The organism is Shewanella sp. NIFS-20-20, from assembly GCF_019209865.1.
In the GTDB taxonomy this organism is placed as follows: domain Bacteria; phylum Pseudomonadota; class Gammaproteobacteria; order Enterobacterales; family Shewanellaceae; genus Shewanella.
Window position 1 is genome coordinate 41,102 of record NZ_JAHUTT010000005.1, and the last position, 13,903, is coordinate 55,004.

The window sequence follows — 13,903 nt, forward strand, 5'->3', positions numbered from 1 at the left end:
TTCACTCACTGTGATTATTCTTTTATTAATACGTCAATAATGCCGCCACCAAGACAGACTTCACCGTCGTAAAATACGGCGCTTTGTCCTGGGGTAACAGCGCTCATGGGTTGATCAAAACGAACGGTTATACGGCCATCGTTCATCAGACGTACCTGACATGGGGCATCTTGTTGGCGGTAGCGGGTTTTAACACTGATATTCGCGCCATCAACCGGGCCGTTACCATCAACCCAATGTAATTGGTTAACTTCCATGCCGGCTGACATCAAACGTGGGTGTTCATGGCCTTGACCGACGATAAGCACATTACGTTCAATGTCTTTATCAACCACATACCATGGGTCGTCATTGCTGTTTTTCATCCCACCAATGCCGAGCCCTTTGCGTTGGCCTAAAGTGTGGTACATCAAGCCGTCGTGACGGCCAATAACCTCGCCTTCTGGCGTTTCGATATTGCCTGGTTGTGCGGGTAAATAAGTGGCCAGAAAGTCTTTGAACTTGCGCTCACCGATAAAGCAAATACCGGTACTGTCCTTTTTATTGGCGGTGATCAGTCCTTGCTCTTCAGCAATGCGGCGAACCTCAGGTTTTTCGAGCTCGCCCACGGGGAATAAACTGCGCGCGACTTGCTGTTCATTTAAGGTGTACAAGAAGTAACTTTGATCTTTGTTGGCATCAACACCACGCAGCATTTGGGTGTGGCCATCAATGTCACGGCGTCGAACATAGTGCCCCATGGCAATGTAATCAGCCTCCAGGATATCATCGGCAAATTCTAAAAATGCCTTAAATTTGATTTCCTTATTACACATGATATCGGGATTCGGCGTGCGACCAGCTTTGTATTCTTCCAAGAAGTATTCGAACACATTGTCCCAATACTCAGACGCGAAATTCACTGTGTGCAGTTTAATTCCTAGTTTGTCACATACTGCCTGGGCATCTTTAAGATCTTCGGTGGCGGCACAATATTCATCGGTGTCGTCTTCTTCCCAGTTTTTCATAAACAGGCCTTCGACATCATAACCCTGCTGCTGCAACAGATAGGCAGACACAGAGGAGTCAACACCGCCGGACATACCGACAATGACTTTTAGGGGTTTAGGTGAAGTGCTTGCAGTCATGAAATCAAACCTGAAAAATGAATCGATTAACTAAGTTTTATGGCAGAGCCTCAGTCATAATTACTGAGATGATTAAGCTAATAAATTAAGCGTTACTGCGAATAAAACCAATAAAAAACGGTGGCGTATTCTACCATGCTTTGTAGGTAACGGCTATCACGTGCTGTTCTGATAATGGTTCTATGTGTTCTGTTATAGAATCCATTACCTTGTTAGGAAATCACTATTAATCAGCGACAGGTTAGTGCCATGGCCTTGGCAATAATCGTGTAGGGATGTGAGGACTAATGGACTGCGTAATTGGGGCGTTAAGGCCTCTATTTCATCAATCGTTAGCCAGTGCGTCGCCTTAATTTTTGGATCAAGAGGGATGGCGGTAGGCATGTGTTCTAACGTAACGGCAAAAGTGAACCGCAAAAACGCGAGTTCAGCGGTGGCACTGTATTGATAGATACCGACTAAATGTGTCGGCCTTATCGTTAAACCGCATTCCTCTTGAACTTCTCGAATACAGGCTTCGATTAAGCTTTCATTGGCTTCGAGGTGACCGGCTGGTTGGTTATAGCGAACCTGACATCGATTTGTTCTTCTACCAACAAATAATGTTGTTGGCATTGGATAATACAGGCCACCGTCACATTGGGGCGATAACGTTCCGTCATCATCAGCTCTGTTGGGCTAACACGCGGTACTCACCATTAGCCAAATCGGCGAGATGATACTCCCCAATCGCCACCCGAATTAGCCGTAACGTTGGAAAGCCAATCTGGGCCGTCATCCGCCGAACTTGTCGATTACGACCTTCGCATATTTTAATCTCAAGCCAACTGGTGGGAATGGATTTTCTTTCTCGTACCGGCGGCGTTCTTGGCCACAGGGTGGGTTCATCGATCCTCGTGACTTTGGCCGCTAAGGTCATGCCGTCTTTCAGTTCCACCCCACGACACAGCGTCGCAATGGCGTCATCAGTCACGCTGCCTTCCACTTGTACCCAGTAGGTTTTCCATGTTTTCTTCGCAGGTTGTGTTAATTGAGCTTGAAGAACGCCATCGTTGGTGAGCAGTAATAAGCCTTCACTGTCACGATCTAATCGTCCGGCGGCATAGACATCGCTGATGGGGATATAATCTTTTAAGGTTTGCCGACCTTGTTCATCGGTAAATTGGCATAACACATCAAATGGTTTATTAAATAAAATGACCACAGGATGGGCTGCTCGGGGACGGCGTTGGCGCATGCCCGCTGACGAGCGTTTAGCTGTGGTTGGTCGCTTGTGGTGCTTTATCCCGGGCGTTGCCGAGCGTTTTTGCCATGATTTTGAAACAGTCACATCAGTCTATTATGATTTAGTTTAGGGATAGTTTACTTGTCATTGGGCCTTAGTGGAATTTGAATCTTGCGTTGAATGCTCTATGATGTCGGCTATCACTGTGACTTAAGTTGATATTTAATGTTTTTTGTGAAGCAACGCCGGGCGGCGTAATAGGTAATGACTCGGCTTAACGGATGTTATCGAGTCAGCAGTCTGAACTGCAGCCCTCAGGAAATCATTATAACAGTAGGACGTAAAATGGACGTAACTATACCGACGATCATCTATACCCAAACCGATGAAGCCCCAGCATTGGCGACATATTCTTTACTGCCAATTATTCAATCATTTGCCCACAAAGCAGGGGTCAAGGTTGAAACGCGCGATATCTCCTTATCTGGCCGGATCATTGCAAGTTTTCCTGAGTGCTTAGCTCCAGAGCAACAGATCAACGATGACTTAGCCTTACTGGGTGAATTGGCCTCGTTACCGCAAGCCAATATCATCAAACTTCCCAACATCAGTGCGTCAGTACCGCAATTAAAAGCCTGTATTCGCGAGTTACAACAAAAAGGTTACGCCCTACCAAATTACCCCGATGAACCACAAGATGCTGCCGAGCAAGCAATTAAGCAAACCTACGATAAAATCAAGGGGAGTGCGGTTAATCCGGTTTTGCGTGAAGGTAACTCTGATCGCCGTGCACCCTTGTCGGTAAAAAACTATGCCCGTAAACATCCGCATAGCATGGGCGCGTGGCAGCCAAGTTCACAATCGCATGTGGCGCACATGGCGAGCGGTGATTTTTACGGCAGTGAACAGTCAGTGACGATGCGCTCTGAAGATACCGTCTCGATCATCTTTACTCAAAATGGCGTTGATAAGCCGCTGCGTGCCCCTGTTGACGTACTGGCGGGGGAGATTATTGATGCTGCGGTCATGAGTAAGCAGCAATTGGTGAGCTTCTATCAAACTGAAATAGCCAAGGCGAAAGAAGAGGGCGTGTTGCTCTCATTGCATTTGAAAGCCACCATGATGAAGGTGTCAGATCCCATATTATTTGGTCATGCTGTGACGGTATTTTATCAGGAGGTCTTGAGCAAACATGCCAAGGTTATCGAACAGTTAGGCGTAGATGTAAATAATGGTATTGGCGATCTTTATGGCAAATTAGATCAGTTAGACGAGGCGACTCGTCAGCAAATTCTGACCGATTTAGAGGCGGTATACCAACATCAACCTGCGCTCGCCATGGTTAACTCTGATAAAGGCATTACCAATTTACATGTGCCGAGTGACATCATTATTGATGCCTCAATGCCCGCGATGATCCGTACCTCTGGGCAAATGTGGGGCCCTGATGGTCAACCTAAAGACACTAAGGCGATGATCCCTGACCGTTGTTATGCTGGGGTGTATCAAGCCACTATCGATTTCTGCAAGCAACACGGTGCCTTTGATCCCCGTACCATGGGCAGTGTGCCAAACGTCGGTTTAATGGCACAAAAAGCGGAAGAGTATGGCAGCCATGATAAAACTTTTGAAATTGCTGGCGCTGGAGTGGTTAAAGTCATCGACAGTCAAGGCGTAGTGTTGATGGAACATGCTGTGGAAAACGGTGATGTATGGCGCATGTGTCAGGTCAAAGATGCTCCCATCCGCGATTGGGTTAAACTGGCAGTTAATCGTGCTCGATTGTCCAACACGCCGGCTATTTTCTGGTTAGACGCTGAACGCGCCCATGATCGCCAACTGATTGCGAAAGTTGAGCAATACTTAACTGAGCATGACATCGATGGCTTGGATATTTCGATATTAGCGCCAGTGGCTGCGACGTCGGCGACGTTAGCCAGAATTCGTGATGGTCTTGATACTATTTCTGTCACCGGCAACGTATTGCGAGATTACTTAACCGATTTGTTCCCCATTTTAGAGCTGGGTACCAGTGCTAAGATGCTATCTATCGTGCCATTAATGAATGGTGGTGGATTGTTTGAAACCGGCGCAGGGGGGAGTGCTCCTAAGCATGTTGAACAACTTGAACAAGAAAACCATTTACGTTGGGACTCTTTAGGTGAGTTTCTCGCATTAGCCGCATCATTAGAGCATTTAGGTCAAACAACGGATAACTCGTCAGCCTTGGTGATGGCACAAGCATTAGATACAGCTATTGGCCGTTTCCTCGAAGAAAACAAATCACCGTCACGCCGCGTCGGCGAGTTGGATAACCGCGGCAGTCATTTCTATTTGGCGATGTATTGGGCTGAGGCAATGGCGACACAGACTCAAGATCCAGTGATAGCTTCTGAGTTTATGTCACTGAGTCAAGCGCTGAAGGAAAACGAAGCCGTAATCGTGAGTCAGTTAGCCAAGGTACAAGGTCAACCAGCGGATTTAGGCGGTTATTACCGTTTAGATGACGTCAAAGCCAATGCGGTCATGCGACCAAGTGAAGTGTTGAATCAATTATTATCGATATAATTGAATTTCAGCCAATAAAAAAGGCAGGGTGACCTGCCTTTTTTATTTTATCATCCCCAAGTTACCGAGGTACTCAGTGTTAGAGGACGGGTGATATTGCTGAAGCGTGCATCCCTTTTGGGCCTTGCTCTACTTCGAATTCAACGGGTTGGCCTGCTTTTAGAGTTCTGTAGCCTTCCATCGTGATTGTCGAATAATGCGCAAATACATCTTCACCGCCTTCGTCCGGACAAATAAACCCGAATCCTTTGGCGTTGTTGAACCATTTAACAGTTCCGCTAGCCATACTTCCACTTCCTTCTATTGTCTACTTCCCAGTAAGATAGTAAAACCTAGTGAGCGGTTCCTTTATCTCCGCCTGAGTAACAGAATGAAAGCACGCAAGTTGGAAGTCAAGCAAAAGTTAACAACTAGGTAACATTTGCTTTATTTTTATTTATCAATTGGTCGCAACCAATTTTAGAGGCTAATATTGCAGTATGGGCAAAGTAGGAAATATTGAAAAACAACAGGAATTACAGGTGGCAGAAGTCACCCCTCCATCAATGTATATGGTGATCCTGAATAATGATGATTACACCCCAATGGATTTTGTGATTGAGGTGCTCAAATTATTTTTTAACTTAACCGATGAAAAAGCGACCGACATTATGCTGACGGTTCATCATCAAGGGAAAGCAGTATGCGGTTTGTATCCTTTTGATATTGCGGAAACGAAAGTGATACAAGTAAATCAATTTGCCAGACAGAATGATCATCCGTTACTGTGTTCGTTAGAGAAGGCATAATTCTGATCCTTAACCGCACAAATCTTTGCATTTTTTAGGGGGTGCGTATGCTGAACAAAGATCTTGAAGTCACCTTGAACCTGGCGTTTCAGCAAGCCAGAGATGCGCGTCATGAATATATGACGGTAGAACACTTACTGCTGGCATTAATCGATAATCCTGCCGCGCAAGAGGCATTGGTTGCCTGTGGCGCTAAGTTAGACAAATTGCGTGCCGATGTTGAACAGTTTATTAGTCAAACCACTCCACTGATCCCACAAGTCGATACTGAAGCGCGGGAGACTCAACCCACGCTTGGTTTTCAGCGAGTCTTGCAGCGTGCCGTGTTTCATGTGCAATCGTCCGGTCGTCAAGAAGTCACTGGCGCCAATGTGCTGGTGGCGATTTTTTCCGAACAAGAATCTCAAGCTGTCTACTTATTAAGACGCAGTGATATTAGCCGCCTCGATGTGGTCAACTACTTATCCCATGGTTTTAACAAGCAAGATGAAGGGATGAACTTTGATGAGGAACCTGCGAGTGAAGAGAAGTTAGAAGAGCAAGAGGACAACAGCATGTTGTCTCAATTTGCGACTAACTTGAACCTTGCTGTCGAAGCGGGAAATATTGACCCTTTGATTGGTCGCGACCTCGAAATTGAACGTGCTATTCAGATTTTATGTCGTCGTCGCAAAAATAATCCTTTGCTAGTGGGTGAGGCAGGCGTTGGTAAAACCGCCATTGCCGAAGGCCTAGCTTATCAAATTGTGCATAACAATGTGCCCGAGGTGATGGCGCAAGCCACCGTTTATTCTTTGGATTTGGGCGCCTTATTGGCGGGTACCAAATATCGCGGTGATTTTGAAAAACGCTTTAAGAGTTTATTGAAAGAGTTAGCCGCCGACAGTCATGCCATTTTGTTTATTGACGAAATTCATACCATTATTGGTGCCGGCGCGGCCTCAGGTGGCGTAATGGATGCGTCAAATTTGTTAAAGCCCTTACTCTCTGGGGGCAAGTTACGTTGCATGGGCTCGACGACTTTTCAGGAATATCAAAGTATTTTTGAGAAAGACAGAGCCTTGGCGCGTCGTTTTCAAAAGATTGATATCAATGAGCCAAGTATCAGCGAAACCACCCGTATTTTGCAGGGACTGAAAAGCAAATACGAAGAGCATCATGGCGTTCGCTATACGCAGGCGGCGTTGTCCAGTGCCGCGACATTATCCGCCAAACATATTAATGATCGCCATTTACCGGACAAGGCCATCGACGTGATTGATGAAGCCGGTGCCCGAATGGCGATGTTACCGCAAAGTAAGCGAAAAAAGACCATTGGTCAGGCCGAGATTGAGTTCATTATTGCCAGAATGGCGCGGATCCCAGAAAAATCTGTGTCTATGTCTGACAAGGAAATGCTGAAAAATCTTGAGCGTAACCTGAAAATGGTGGTCTTTGGGCAAGATAAAGCCATTGAAACCTTAAGTGCCTCTATCCGATTATCGCGCAGTGGCTTAGGTCATGAACACAAACCTGTCGGCAGTTTCTTATTTGCGGGCCCAACGGGGGTTGGCAAAACCGAAGTCACCAATCAGTTAGGCAAATGCCTTAACCTGCAAGTGATCCGTTTTGACATGTCTGAATACATGGAGGCGCATGCGGTATCGCGCTTGATTGGTGCGCCGCCAGGCTATGTTGGTTATGATCAAGGCGGTTTACTGACCGATGCTGTGATTAAGAACCCCCACTGCGTTATCTTACTTGATGAGATAGAAAAGGCACATCCTGATATTTATAACCTATTACTGCAGGTGATGGACCACGGTAAGTTGACTGACAACAATGGTCGCAAAGCCGACTTCAGGCATGTCACGTTAGTGATGACGACCAATGCCGGTGTTCATGAGACCATTCGTAAGTCAATGGGATTCCAGCAACAAGATCATACCTTGGATGCCATGACCGAAATCAATCGGGTGTTTTCGCCAGAGTTTAGAAACCGGCTAGATGCCATTGTCTGGTTTAATCATCTTGATATGGCGATTATTGCCAAGGTGGTTGATAAGTTCTTGGTGGAATTACAAGCCCAGCTTGATGATAAGCGCGTGACCTTAGAAGTTTCTGATGAAGCGAGAACCTTGTTAGCCGAGAAAGGGTATGACAAGACCATGGGGGCTCGTCCTATGTCTCGGGTGGTTACTGAGCTGATTAAGCGGCCATTGGCTGATGAAATCTTATTTGGTGCCTTAGAGGCGGGTGGTACAGCGTCTGTCGATGCCGTCGATGGTGACATTGAGGTTAAAGTGGAAGCATTAGTGCCAGCGTAGGTGCTTGTTTGACAAAAAAGGCCGCGCAAGCGGCCTTTTTTGTGCGTAGTATCAGGAGTCGATACTTGCCTCCGGCCTGCAAATACAATAAAAAAACCCGGACTTACCGGGTTTTAACTGTGCGAAAATTCGCAGGCGTGACGTAGAAGTTAACGAGCGCGGAAGACGATACGACCTTTGCTCAGATCATATGGAGTCAACTGAACGGTTACTTTGTCACCGGTCAGGATGCGGATATAGTTTTTGCGCATTTTACCTGAAATGTGTGCAGTCACAACATGACCATTTTCCAGTTCTACGCGGAACATTGTATTTGGCAAGGTCTCCAAAATGGTGCCTTGCATCTCAATGTTGTCTTCTTTCGCCATTAATTAATTGTCCCATAGCCTTCGAATATTAAAATCGGGCGTATCATGCCGCAAAAAGCCGTTGCTGTAAAGCGCTGCGTGAGCTGGAAAGCCGAGATCCGACTCTCATCAACCATCAGATTTTTGTGGACGCCACCCATCCTTGTGTTGTCAGTATTTCATACGGACGGAATTGGCGTTTATAACACATCTTACGGTTAGCATCTATCTGATAGCCTAAATAAACAAAACTTTTTGACTCTTGTTTTGCGGTTTGTAATTGTTTCAAGATCAATAAATTGCCAATTGATAACGGTTCATAGTCTGGGTCAAAAAAGCTATAAACGGCAGAGAGGCTATTGGGCGTGCAGTCGGTCACTGCGACTCCGATTAGCTTGTCGCCATCATACACTTCGATAAAGCGTTGCTCTAACCAATCGCATAATAAAAATTCTTGATATTGGGTTTGACTGGGGGGAAACATACTGCCATCGCTATGACGCAGGCAAATGTACTTTTCATACAAAGGGTAATGCAGGCTCGATGTTTGGTAGCTTAGCTTCCATGACAAATGTTGCGCCTGACGTAGATTGCGTTTATGCCGTGTTGATAACGTAAAATTCTGACTGTTGACCCGTATCGGCTGGCAAGCATTGCACTGCGGGCAGCGGGGTTGATAAATAGATTGGCCACTGCGCCGAAACCCAACGGCGAGCAGGCGCTCATAGACCTCGGGCTCAACCGCTTGTTGGATAACGAGTAATTGTTCTTGTTGGTTGGCTAAATAACTGCAGGGAAATATTTGGCTGATGCCAATGGCAACAGTTAAGGGGTCAGAGTTCAAGCAGTATCTCCTGCGGCCGCCAGCAGTCACTGCTTGTAGGCGCTTGTCGTAATTCAGATAGGCGGGTTAAAAATTGATGACGGCTGATGTTTTTTGCCCCTAAAGAAACTAGGTGAGGGTTCATGACCTGAGCATCAATGAGTTGATAATTAAAGCCAATTAAATGCTGTTGTAATGCCATCATGGCGGCTTTGGATGCATTAGTTGCAAAGTGAAACATAGATTCACCGCAAAATGCTTGGCCAAGATCAATGCCGTAGAGGCCGCCGACGAGTTGCTGGTCGTGCCAAACTTCGATGGAGTGTGCTCGGCCTAGCTGATGTAATTGCTCATAAGCTTCAATAATGTTGGGGCTAATCCAAGTATCAGCTTGTTTTTGACGAGGCGCAGCGCAAGCTTGGATGACTTGGGAAAAAGCGTGATTAACAGTGAAGCGCCACGGTTGCTTGCTCAAATATTTTCTTAGGCTAGCACTGCAATGGATATCACCGGGAACAAACACGGCGCGGGGATCGGGAGACCACCATAAAATAGGGTCATCTTGATTGAACCATGGGAAAATGCCATGGTAATAAGCGCTGAGTAAACGCTCGCTGCTTAAGTCTCCCCCCACTGCCAGTAAACCATTAGGTTCGCTTAATGCTAGCTCTGGGGCAGGGAAAGGACTATGTTGATGTTCAAGATAAGATAAGGTGCTCACTATTGTGTCTACTGACCGATGTGTCTTTATTATAAATTAGCGGAAAATAGCTTATGTTGAAACCTAGAATCTTAATTCTCTTAGCTTTATTAGTCAGTTTTGCCTCATCGGCGCAATCGGTATACCAAAGAGATCAAGCGCTACCGGTAGAGAAGGTCGTGTATGGGGAAATTGAGTCTCGACGGTTAATCAGCCAAACCGAACTTATTGAAGATAGCCATCAAGGCTGGCGCACTTTTGGCGGAGCGTTGCTGGGCGGTGTGATTGGGCATCAATTCGGCGGCGGCAGTGGTCAAGATGTCGCCACCGTGCTCGGTGCGCTGCTTGGTGGGGGGATTGCCAACCAGCAAAGTCAGGCTCGGACTATTCAACATCAATTGCTGGAACTTATGATTAAGCAAGATGATGGACAACAAGTGTTAGTTATCCAAACGCCCGATCCCAGCATGCCACTAGCGGCTGGGGATCGAGTGCGAGTCATTTACTTTCCATCCTCGGTGCGAGTGGATATTGCCATGTAACGCGGCCATAGCCACGGGCTAAAGATTAGCAACCTCTGGGGCGCTTGTTCTTGTGACCTTGATTAGCTAAATGCTGACGCCAGAGCGCTTTTGGTGTCAGTCCGTGACTTTGTGATACCGGGGTGTTATCAGTGACGAGCTGCGGCTTTTTTTGAGCTGGGGCAGGCTCACCGTCATTGCACGACATTAGCATCTGTTCAATCTCACTGAATCGAATTGATTTACCGCCATTGATTTTGTACCAGCTACCCTTTTGTTCAATGGTTACTGTGGCTTGCTGTTGTTGCTCTAGCTTAGCTTGCAGTGCGCTGATGACTTCTTCTTTGGTCAGTGTAGACATAGTAATTAACCTATTATTTATTATTGAATGACTGAAGGTTCTCGCTAATTTTATAAAGTGATCGCTCTAAATGTCCAATCTATGACAAAAATATGCATCGTCTTGTGGGGATATGGCTTCCACAATGACGGTTGCAACAGATGAAATCTTGCCTAATAGTGGGTAAACTATTAGACATTTAGGACATAACCGAATGAATCGACAAGAATTACAGGATTATCTGCATCAATTCCTTTCCTTAGATCAATACCGAGACTATGCGCCCAATGGATTACAAATCCAAGGTAAGTCAACCATTGCTAAGATAGTGACTGGGGTGACCGCCTGCCAAGCCCTTATCGATGCCGCTATCGACCAACAAGCGGATGCTATCTTGGTTCATCATGGCTTCTTTTGGAAGGGAGAAGATCCCTGCATCGTCGGGATCAAGCAGCAGCGAATTCAAGCGCTACTAAGCAATGATGTTAACCTAATGGCTTATCACTTACCGCTAGATGGTCATCGAGTCGTTGGTAATAATGCAACCCTTGGCCAACGCTTAGGCATGAGTCATATGCGCCCCATTGAAGGCGTAGCTCAAGATTTGGTATGGCAGGGGCAACTCGATATCGCCCTAAGCGCGACAGAGTTTGCTGAACAAATTAGTCAAGCGTTAGGGCGTGCGCCTTTGGTATTGGGCAATGCTCAAGCCATGATTAAAACTATCGGCTGGTGTACTGGTGGCGCCCAAGATTATATCGACATCGCGGCCCAATATGGGCTTGATGCCTTTATTAGTGGTGAAGCGTCGGAGCGCACGTTTCATAGCGCCAATGAGCTGGGGCTGGTCTATTTTGGTGCCGGCCATCATGCCACCGAGCGCTACGGAATTGAGGCGCTAGGGCAGCATTTAGCCGACAAGTTTGGTATTGACCATGTATTTATTGATGTGCCCAATCCAGTCTAAGTGTTACCAATATCTGCGGGTTAATCTGATGCACATTGACGCTGCCCTTGGTGATAACAACTCGGTTGCCTAGGGCAAACGTTACCCCGCGAACAGATTAATTTTGCATGAGTGCCAATGCCGCGCTCTACCCAATTAATATTTAGTATTTTGGCCACTGAGGTTAACTTACGCTTAATCGCTGCGGGTATTTGGCTTTCCCCCCCCTGTTGTACACACAAACGTTGTAATTCTTTGGCGATGTCTTGGCTATCACCCGCTTGTGCATCGATGGCCGGGTTTAAATCGATGCCAGCGCATAATACATGTTGGTTACCCACCATATCTTCCACTCGCAATGACTCACAACAATAGATCCGGGGTTGATTGTCGACATTTAAAATGGAAATTTGGGCGCTTGAGCCTTGGGCATTGGCATTGATCATTCTAAACACCGCCCAGTGTTGGCATGGATCTGCCACCATGCGCATATTGCCCCACGGCAGGGGAATACCATTTCCCCGATAGACAGCTTTGAGTTTGCCTGGGGCATAGGCATCAAAATAATGCCAATGTGGGTAAGGGGATGCCACCGTCATGCGCCGCATCGCCACCGATGGCGATACACCAATTTTCTCGTGGACACTGATCTCATAGCCGTGTTGGTCTAACAGCTGGCGAAATGGCACTTTAGGGCACAATAACGCCCCCGCAAAGAAACTGGACTCAAAGTCTCGCCATGCTTGCAAAATATCTTGAGCATTGGGGGTGGTCGACGCTTGGCTGTCATCTTCTTCCAATAACAAGCTACGCCCTACCGCTAATACACTCGCTGACGTTTCGTTATTGTGTAGTACTCGATGGCCAATATGCACCGCCAAATCATATTTCAAACGCGTTGGGTAGTGTTTGAGTAATGAGTTGATACAAATCGTCCTCGGGGGCTCGAAATAGGAGGTCATCACTTGTTGGGAATGCAGCCCAAGTTCGCTGGCTAACGAATGTGAAGCATGTTCTATCCAACGGATGGTTAAGCCTTGCGCATGGCAAAGATGCAGCAAATCATCAACACTCTGACCCAGTTGCTTTAACCCCACGGATTCTGCTGCGCGCTCGAGATCGGGGAAATGATTTTGATTATGTTCTTGATGAGCTCGGATCAAGAGATGGGCAAATTGACGACCAGTAATGCCGGTTTGCGATAACATTTCTGGAATAGCGATTTGTAATATGTCTTTACTGAACAAAAAACTTGGCTCTAAAGCCATACCATTGATGCCGCCTCTGCGCCCTTTGTCGGGGGTGATATCTTCGGTTTGTGGCATATCATCTAAGAACCATTCGAGATCTTTTTGAAAGACGGTCGCAATAACGCTGAGCATGGCACTGCTTGGGACGCGTTTGCCGCGTTCAATCATGGATAAATAGGAGACCGACGGCGCCGAGTTAGGATCCACGCGAATACAACGAGCCGATAAATCCTCCATGGTTAGATGGTTACGTTTTCGTAAGTTACGAATTTTAGTGCCAAGAAAATGAGATTGGCGGATCAGGCTTGTGTGGTTCTTCATTTTGTAAAATTCACAATGTAAAATTTTTATTGTGAAATTGTAATGAAAAATTGCGTAGACTACAAATTAAGCAAGCAACTGCTCGCGAAATTATTAACATCTGGCAAGTATTAATGAGGACACCACTATGGTAACGACAACAATAGCACCAACTCAGACACGCACCCCTTCGCATACGAGTGGTCAACAATACGTTACCTCTCAAGATAAACTGGCCGAAGCCAAAGCATTCTTAGATGTTCATTGCCCATTAACGCGTGGCAGTCATCAACAGGTGGTAAGTTACTTAGTATATTATCAGCATTTACTGGCCTTCTTTGCTGATGGCAGTCACTGTGGCTTGGCCTCTGCGCAACAATTTGTCGGCTTGTGTGGCCACAAGGAAGCGCCAAGTGCGATTTTATTAAAAACAGGGGCAGTGCACGTCGAGCTCAGCTTTGATAGAAAGGGCCTGATTGGCCAGTCTGATCTGGCACATATTGAAGATATCCAGCTGCAAACTCGGGTGGGTAATGGCTTTGATATTTGGGTGAGTTTATTGCACGGTCAAACCAATATGCAGGGTGAGAAGCCAACGGCTAAACATTACACTGCTAAAGATGGAAATGATTATCGCTTTGAGTAATGAGTCTTTTGCCAGA

The 13,903-nt window shown here is 46.4% G+C and carries 14 protein-coding genes and 1 pseudogene; 6 read left to right on the forward strand and 9 right to left on the reverse strand.

The genetic code is table 11. The features are described from left to right. Positions 1-14: 14 nt before the first annotated feature. The 3 genes and pseudogenes from mnmA to KU855_RS02680 all read right to left on the reverse strand — a co-directional run bounded on the left by mnmA (position 15) and on the right by KU855_RS02680 (position 2,457). Complete coding sequence (mnmA, locus tag KU855_RS02670; RefSeq protein ID WP_218528805.1) at positions 15-1,127, reverse strand: tRNA 2-thiouridine(34) synthase MnmA; 1,113 nt, start codon at positions 1,125-1,127, stop codon at positions 15-17. A 204-nt stretch (positions 1,128-1,331) separates the two neighbouring features. Then, positions 1,332-1,789, reverse strand: a pseudogene (locus tag KU855_RS02675) (NUDIX hydrolase). 2 nt (positions 1,790-1,791) lie between these two features. After that, on the reverse strand, positions 1,792-2,457 hold the full coding sequence (locus tag KU855_RS02680; protein ID WP_371316312.1) for an rRNA large subunit pseudouridine synthase E: 666 nt from the start codon (positions 2,455-2,457) through the stop codon (positions 1,792-1,794). Positions 2,458-2,697: 240 nt separating this feature from the next. On the opposite strand from KU855_RS02680, the gene KU855_RS02685 reads away from it, so the two are divergent. Further along, complete coding sequence (locus KU855_RS02685) at positions 2,698-4,920, forward strand: NADP-dependent isocitrate dehydrogenase (protein ID WP_218528806.1); 2,223 nt, start codon at positions 2,698-2,700, stop codon at positions 4,918-4,920. Between the two features lie 79 nt (positions 4,921-4,999). Here KU855_RS02685 and cspD read toward each other — a convergent pair whose 3' ends face one another. After that, positions 5,000-5,206: a cold shock domain-containing protein CspD gene (cspD, locus tag KU855_RS02690; protein WP_218528807.1), complete on the reverse strand. Its 207-nt coding sequence runs from the start codon at positions 5,204-5,206 to the stop codon at positions 5,000-5,002. 193 nt (positions 5,207-5,399) lie between these two features. Here cspD and clpS point away from each other — a divergent pair, with 193 nt between their 5' ends. Next, positions 5,400-5,708, forward strand: a complete 309-nt coding sequence (clpS, locus tag KU855_RS02695) for an ATP-dependent Clp protease adapter ClpS (protein ID WP_218528808.1) — start codon at positions 5,400-5,402, stop codon at positions 5,706-5,708. Positions 5,709-5,755: 47 nt separating this feature from the next. Continuing rightward, positions 5,756-8,014 carry an ATP-dependent Clp protease ATP-binding subunit ClpA gene (clpA, locus tag KU855_RS02700; protein ID WP_218528809.1) on the forward strand — a complete coding sequence of 753 codons (2,259 nt, stop codon included), beginning with the start codon at positions 5,756-5,758 and terminating at the stop codon, positions 8,012-8,014. 149 nt (positions 8,015-8,163) lie between these two features. On the opposite strand, the gene infA is transcribed toward clpA, so the two are convergent. The 3 genes from infA to aat form a co-directional block, all read right to left on the reverse strand. Beyond that, positions 8,164-8,382, reverse strand: a complete 219-nt coding sequence (gene infA / locus KU855_RS02705; RefSeq protein ID WP_026959988.1) for a translation initiation factor IF-1 — start codon at positions 8,380-8,382, stop codon at positions 8,164-8,166. 115 nt (positions 8,383-8,497) lie between these two features. Beyond that, positions 8,498-9,205: an arginyltransferase gene (locus KU855_RS02710; RefSeq protein WP_218528810.1), complete on the reverse strand. Its 708-nt coding sequence runs from the start codon at positions 9,203-9,205 to the stop codon at positions 8,498-8,500. Continuing rightward, positions 9,195-9,905 (reverse strand): leucyl/phenylalanyl-tRNA--protein transferase, encoded by a 711-nt coding sequence (aat, locus tag KU855_RS02715; protein WP_218528811.1) that lies wholly within the window; start codon positions 9,903-9,905, stop codon positions 9,195-9,197. The genes KU855_RS02710 and aat overlap by 11 nt, the downstream gene beginning before the upstream one ends. 53 nt (positions 9,906-9,958) lie before the next feature. Here aat and KU855_RS02720 point away from each other — a divergent pair, with 53 nt between their 5' ends. Beyond that, on the forward strand, positions 9,959-10,426 hold the full coding sequence (locus KU855_RS02720; RefSeq protein WP_218528812.1) for a glycine zipper 2TM domain-containing protein: 468 nt from the start codon (positions 9,959-9,961) through the stop codon (positions 10,424-10,426). Positions 10,427-10,451: 25 nt separating this feature from the next. On the opposite strand, the gene KU855_RS02725 is transcribed toward KU855_RS02720, so the two are convergent. After that, positions 10,452-10,766 carry a hypothetical protein gene (locus KU855_RS02725; RefSeq protein ID WP_218528813.1) on the reverse strand — a complete coding sequence of 105 codons (315 nt, stop codon included), beginning with the start codon at positions 10,764-10,766 and terminating at the stop codon, positions 10,452-10,454. Between the two features lie 193 nt (positions 10,767-10,959). On the opposite strand from KU855_RS02725, the gene KU855_RS02730 reads away from it, so the two are divergent. After that, positions 10,960-11,712, forward strand: coding sequence for a Nif3-like dinuclear metal center hexameric protein (locus tag KU855_RS02730; RefSeq protein WP_218528814.1), 753 nt, complete (start codon positions 10,960-10,962; stop codon positions 11,710-11,712). 20 nt (positions 11,713-11,732) lie between these two features. Here the strand turns inward: KU855_RS02730 and KU855_RS02735 are convergent, their stop codons facing one another. Beyond that, positions 11,733-13,262, reverse strand: a complete 1,530-nt coding sequence (locus KU855_RS02735) for a DUF3612 domain-containing protein (protein WP_218528815.1) — start codon at positions 13,260-13,262, stop codon at positions 11,733-11,735. A 127-nt stretch (positions 13,263-13,389) separates the two neighbouring features. On the opposite strand from KU855_RS02735, the gene KU855_RS02740 reads away from it, so the two are divergent. Beyond that, positions 13,390-13,887 (forward strand): malate synthase, encoded by a 498-nt coding sequence (locus KU855_RS02740; RefSeq protein WP_218528816.1) that lies wholly within the window; start codon positions 13,390-13,392, stop codon positions 13,885-13,887. Positions 13,888-13,903: the final 16 nt, after the last annotated feature.

Bases quoted from the DNA above. Each gene is read 5' to 3' on its own strand.
- mnmA (WP_218528805.1), bottom strand. From the start codon at position 1,127: ATGACTGCAAGCACTTCACCTAAACCCCTAAAAGTCATTGTCGGTATG.
- KU855_RS02685 (WP_218528806.1), top strand. From the start codon at position 2,698: ATGGACGTAACTATACCGACGATCATCTATACCCAAACCGATGAAGCC.
- cspD (WP_218528807.1), bottom strand. From the start codon at position 5,206: ATGGCTAGCGGAACTGTTAAATGGTTCAACAACGCCAAAGGATTCGGG.
- clpS (WP_218528808.1), top strand. From the start codon at position 5,400: ATGGGCAAAGTAGGAAATATTGAAAAACAACAGGAATTACAGGTGGCA.
- clpA (WP_218528809.1), top strand. From the start codon at position 5,756: ATGCTGAACAAAGATCTTGAAGTCACCTTGAACCTGGCGTTTCAGCAA.
- infA (WP_026959988.1), bottom strand. From the start codon at position 8,382: ATGGCGAAAGAAGACAACATTGAGATGCAAGGCACCATTTTGGAGACC.
- KU855_RS02720 (WP_218528812.1), top strand. From the start codon at position 9,959: ATGTTGAAACCTAGAATCTTAATTCTCTTAGCTTTATTAGTCAGTTTT.
- KU855_RS02725 (WP_218528813.1), bottom strand. From the start codon at position 10,766: ATGTCTACACTGACCAAAGAAGAAGTCATCAGCGCACTGCAAGCTAAG.
- KU855_RS02730 (WP_218528814.1), top strand. From the start codon at position 10,960: ATGAATCGACAAGAATTACAGGATTATCTGCATCAATTCCTTTCCTTA.
- KU855_RS02735 (WP_218528815.1), bottom strand. From the start codon at position 13,262: ATGAAGAACCACACAAGCCTGATCCGCCAATCTCATTTTCTTGGCACT.
- KU855_RS02740 (WP_218528816.1), top strand. From the start codon at position 13,390: ATGGTAACGACAACAATAGCACCAACTCAGACACGCACCCCTTCGCAT.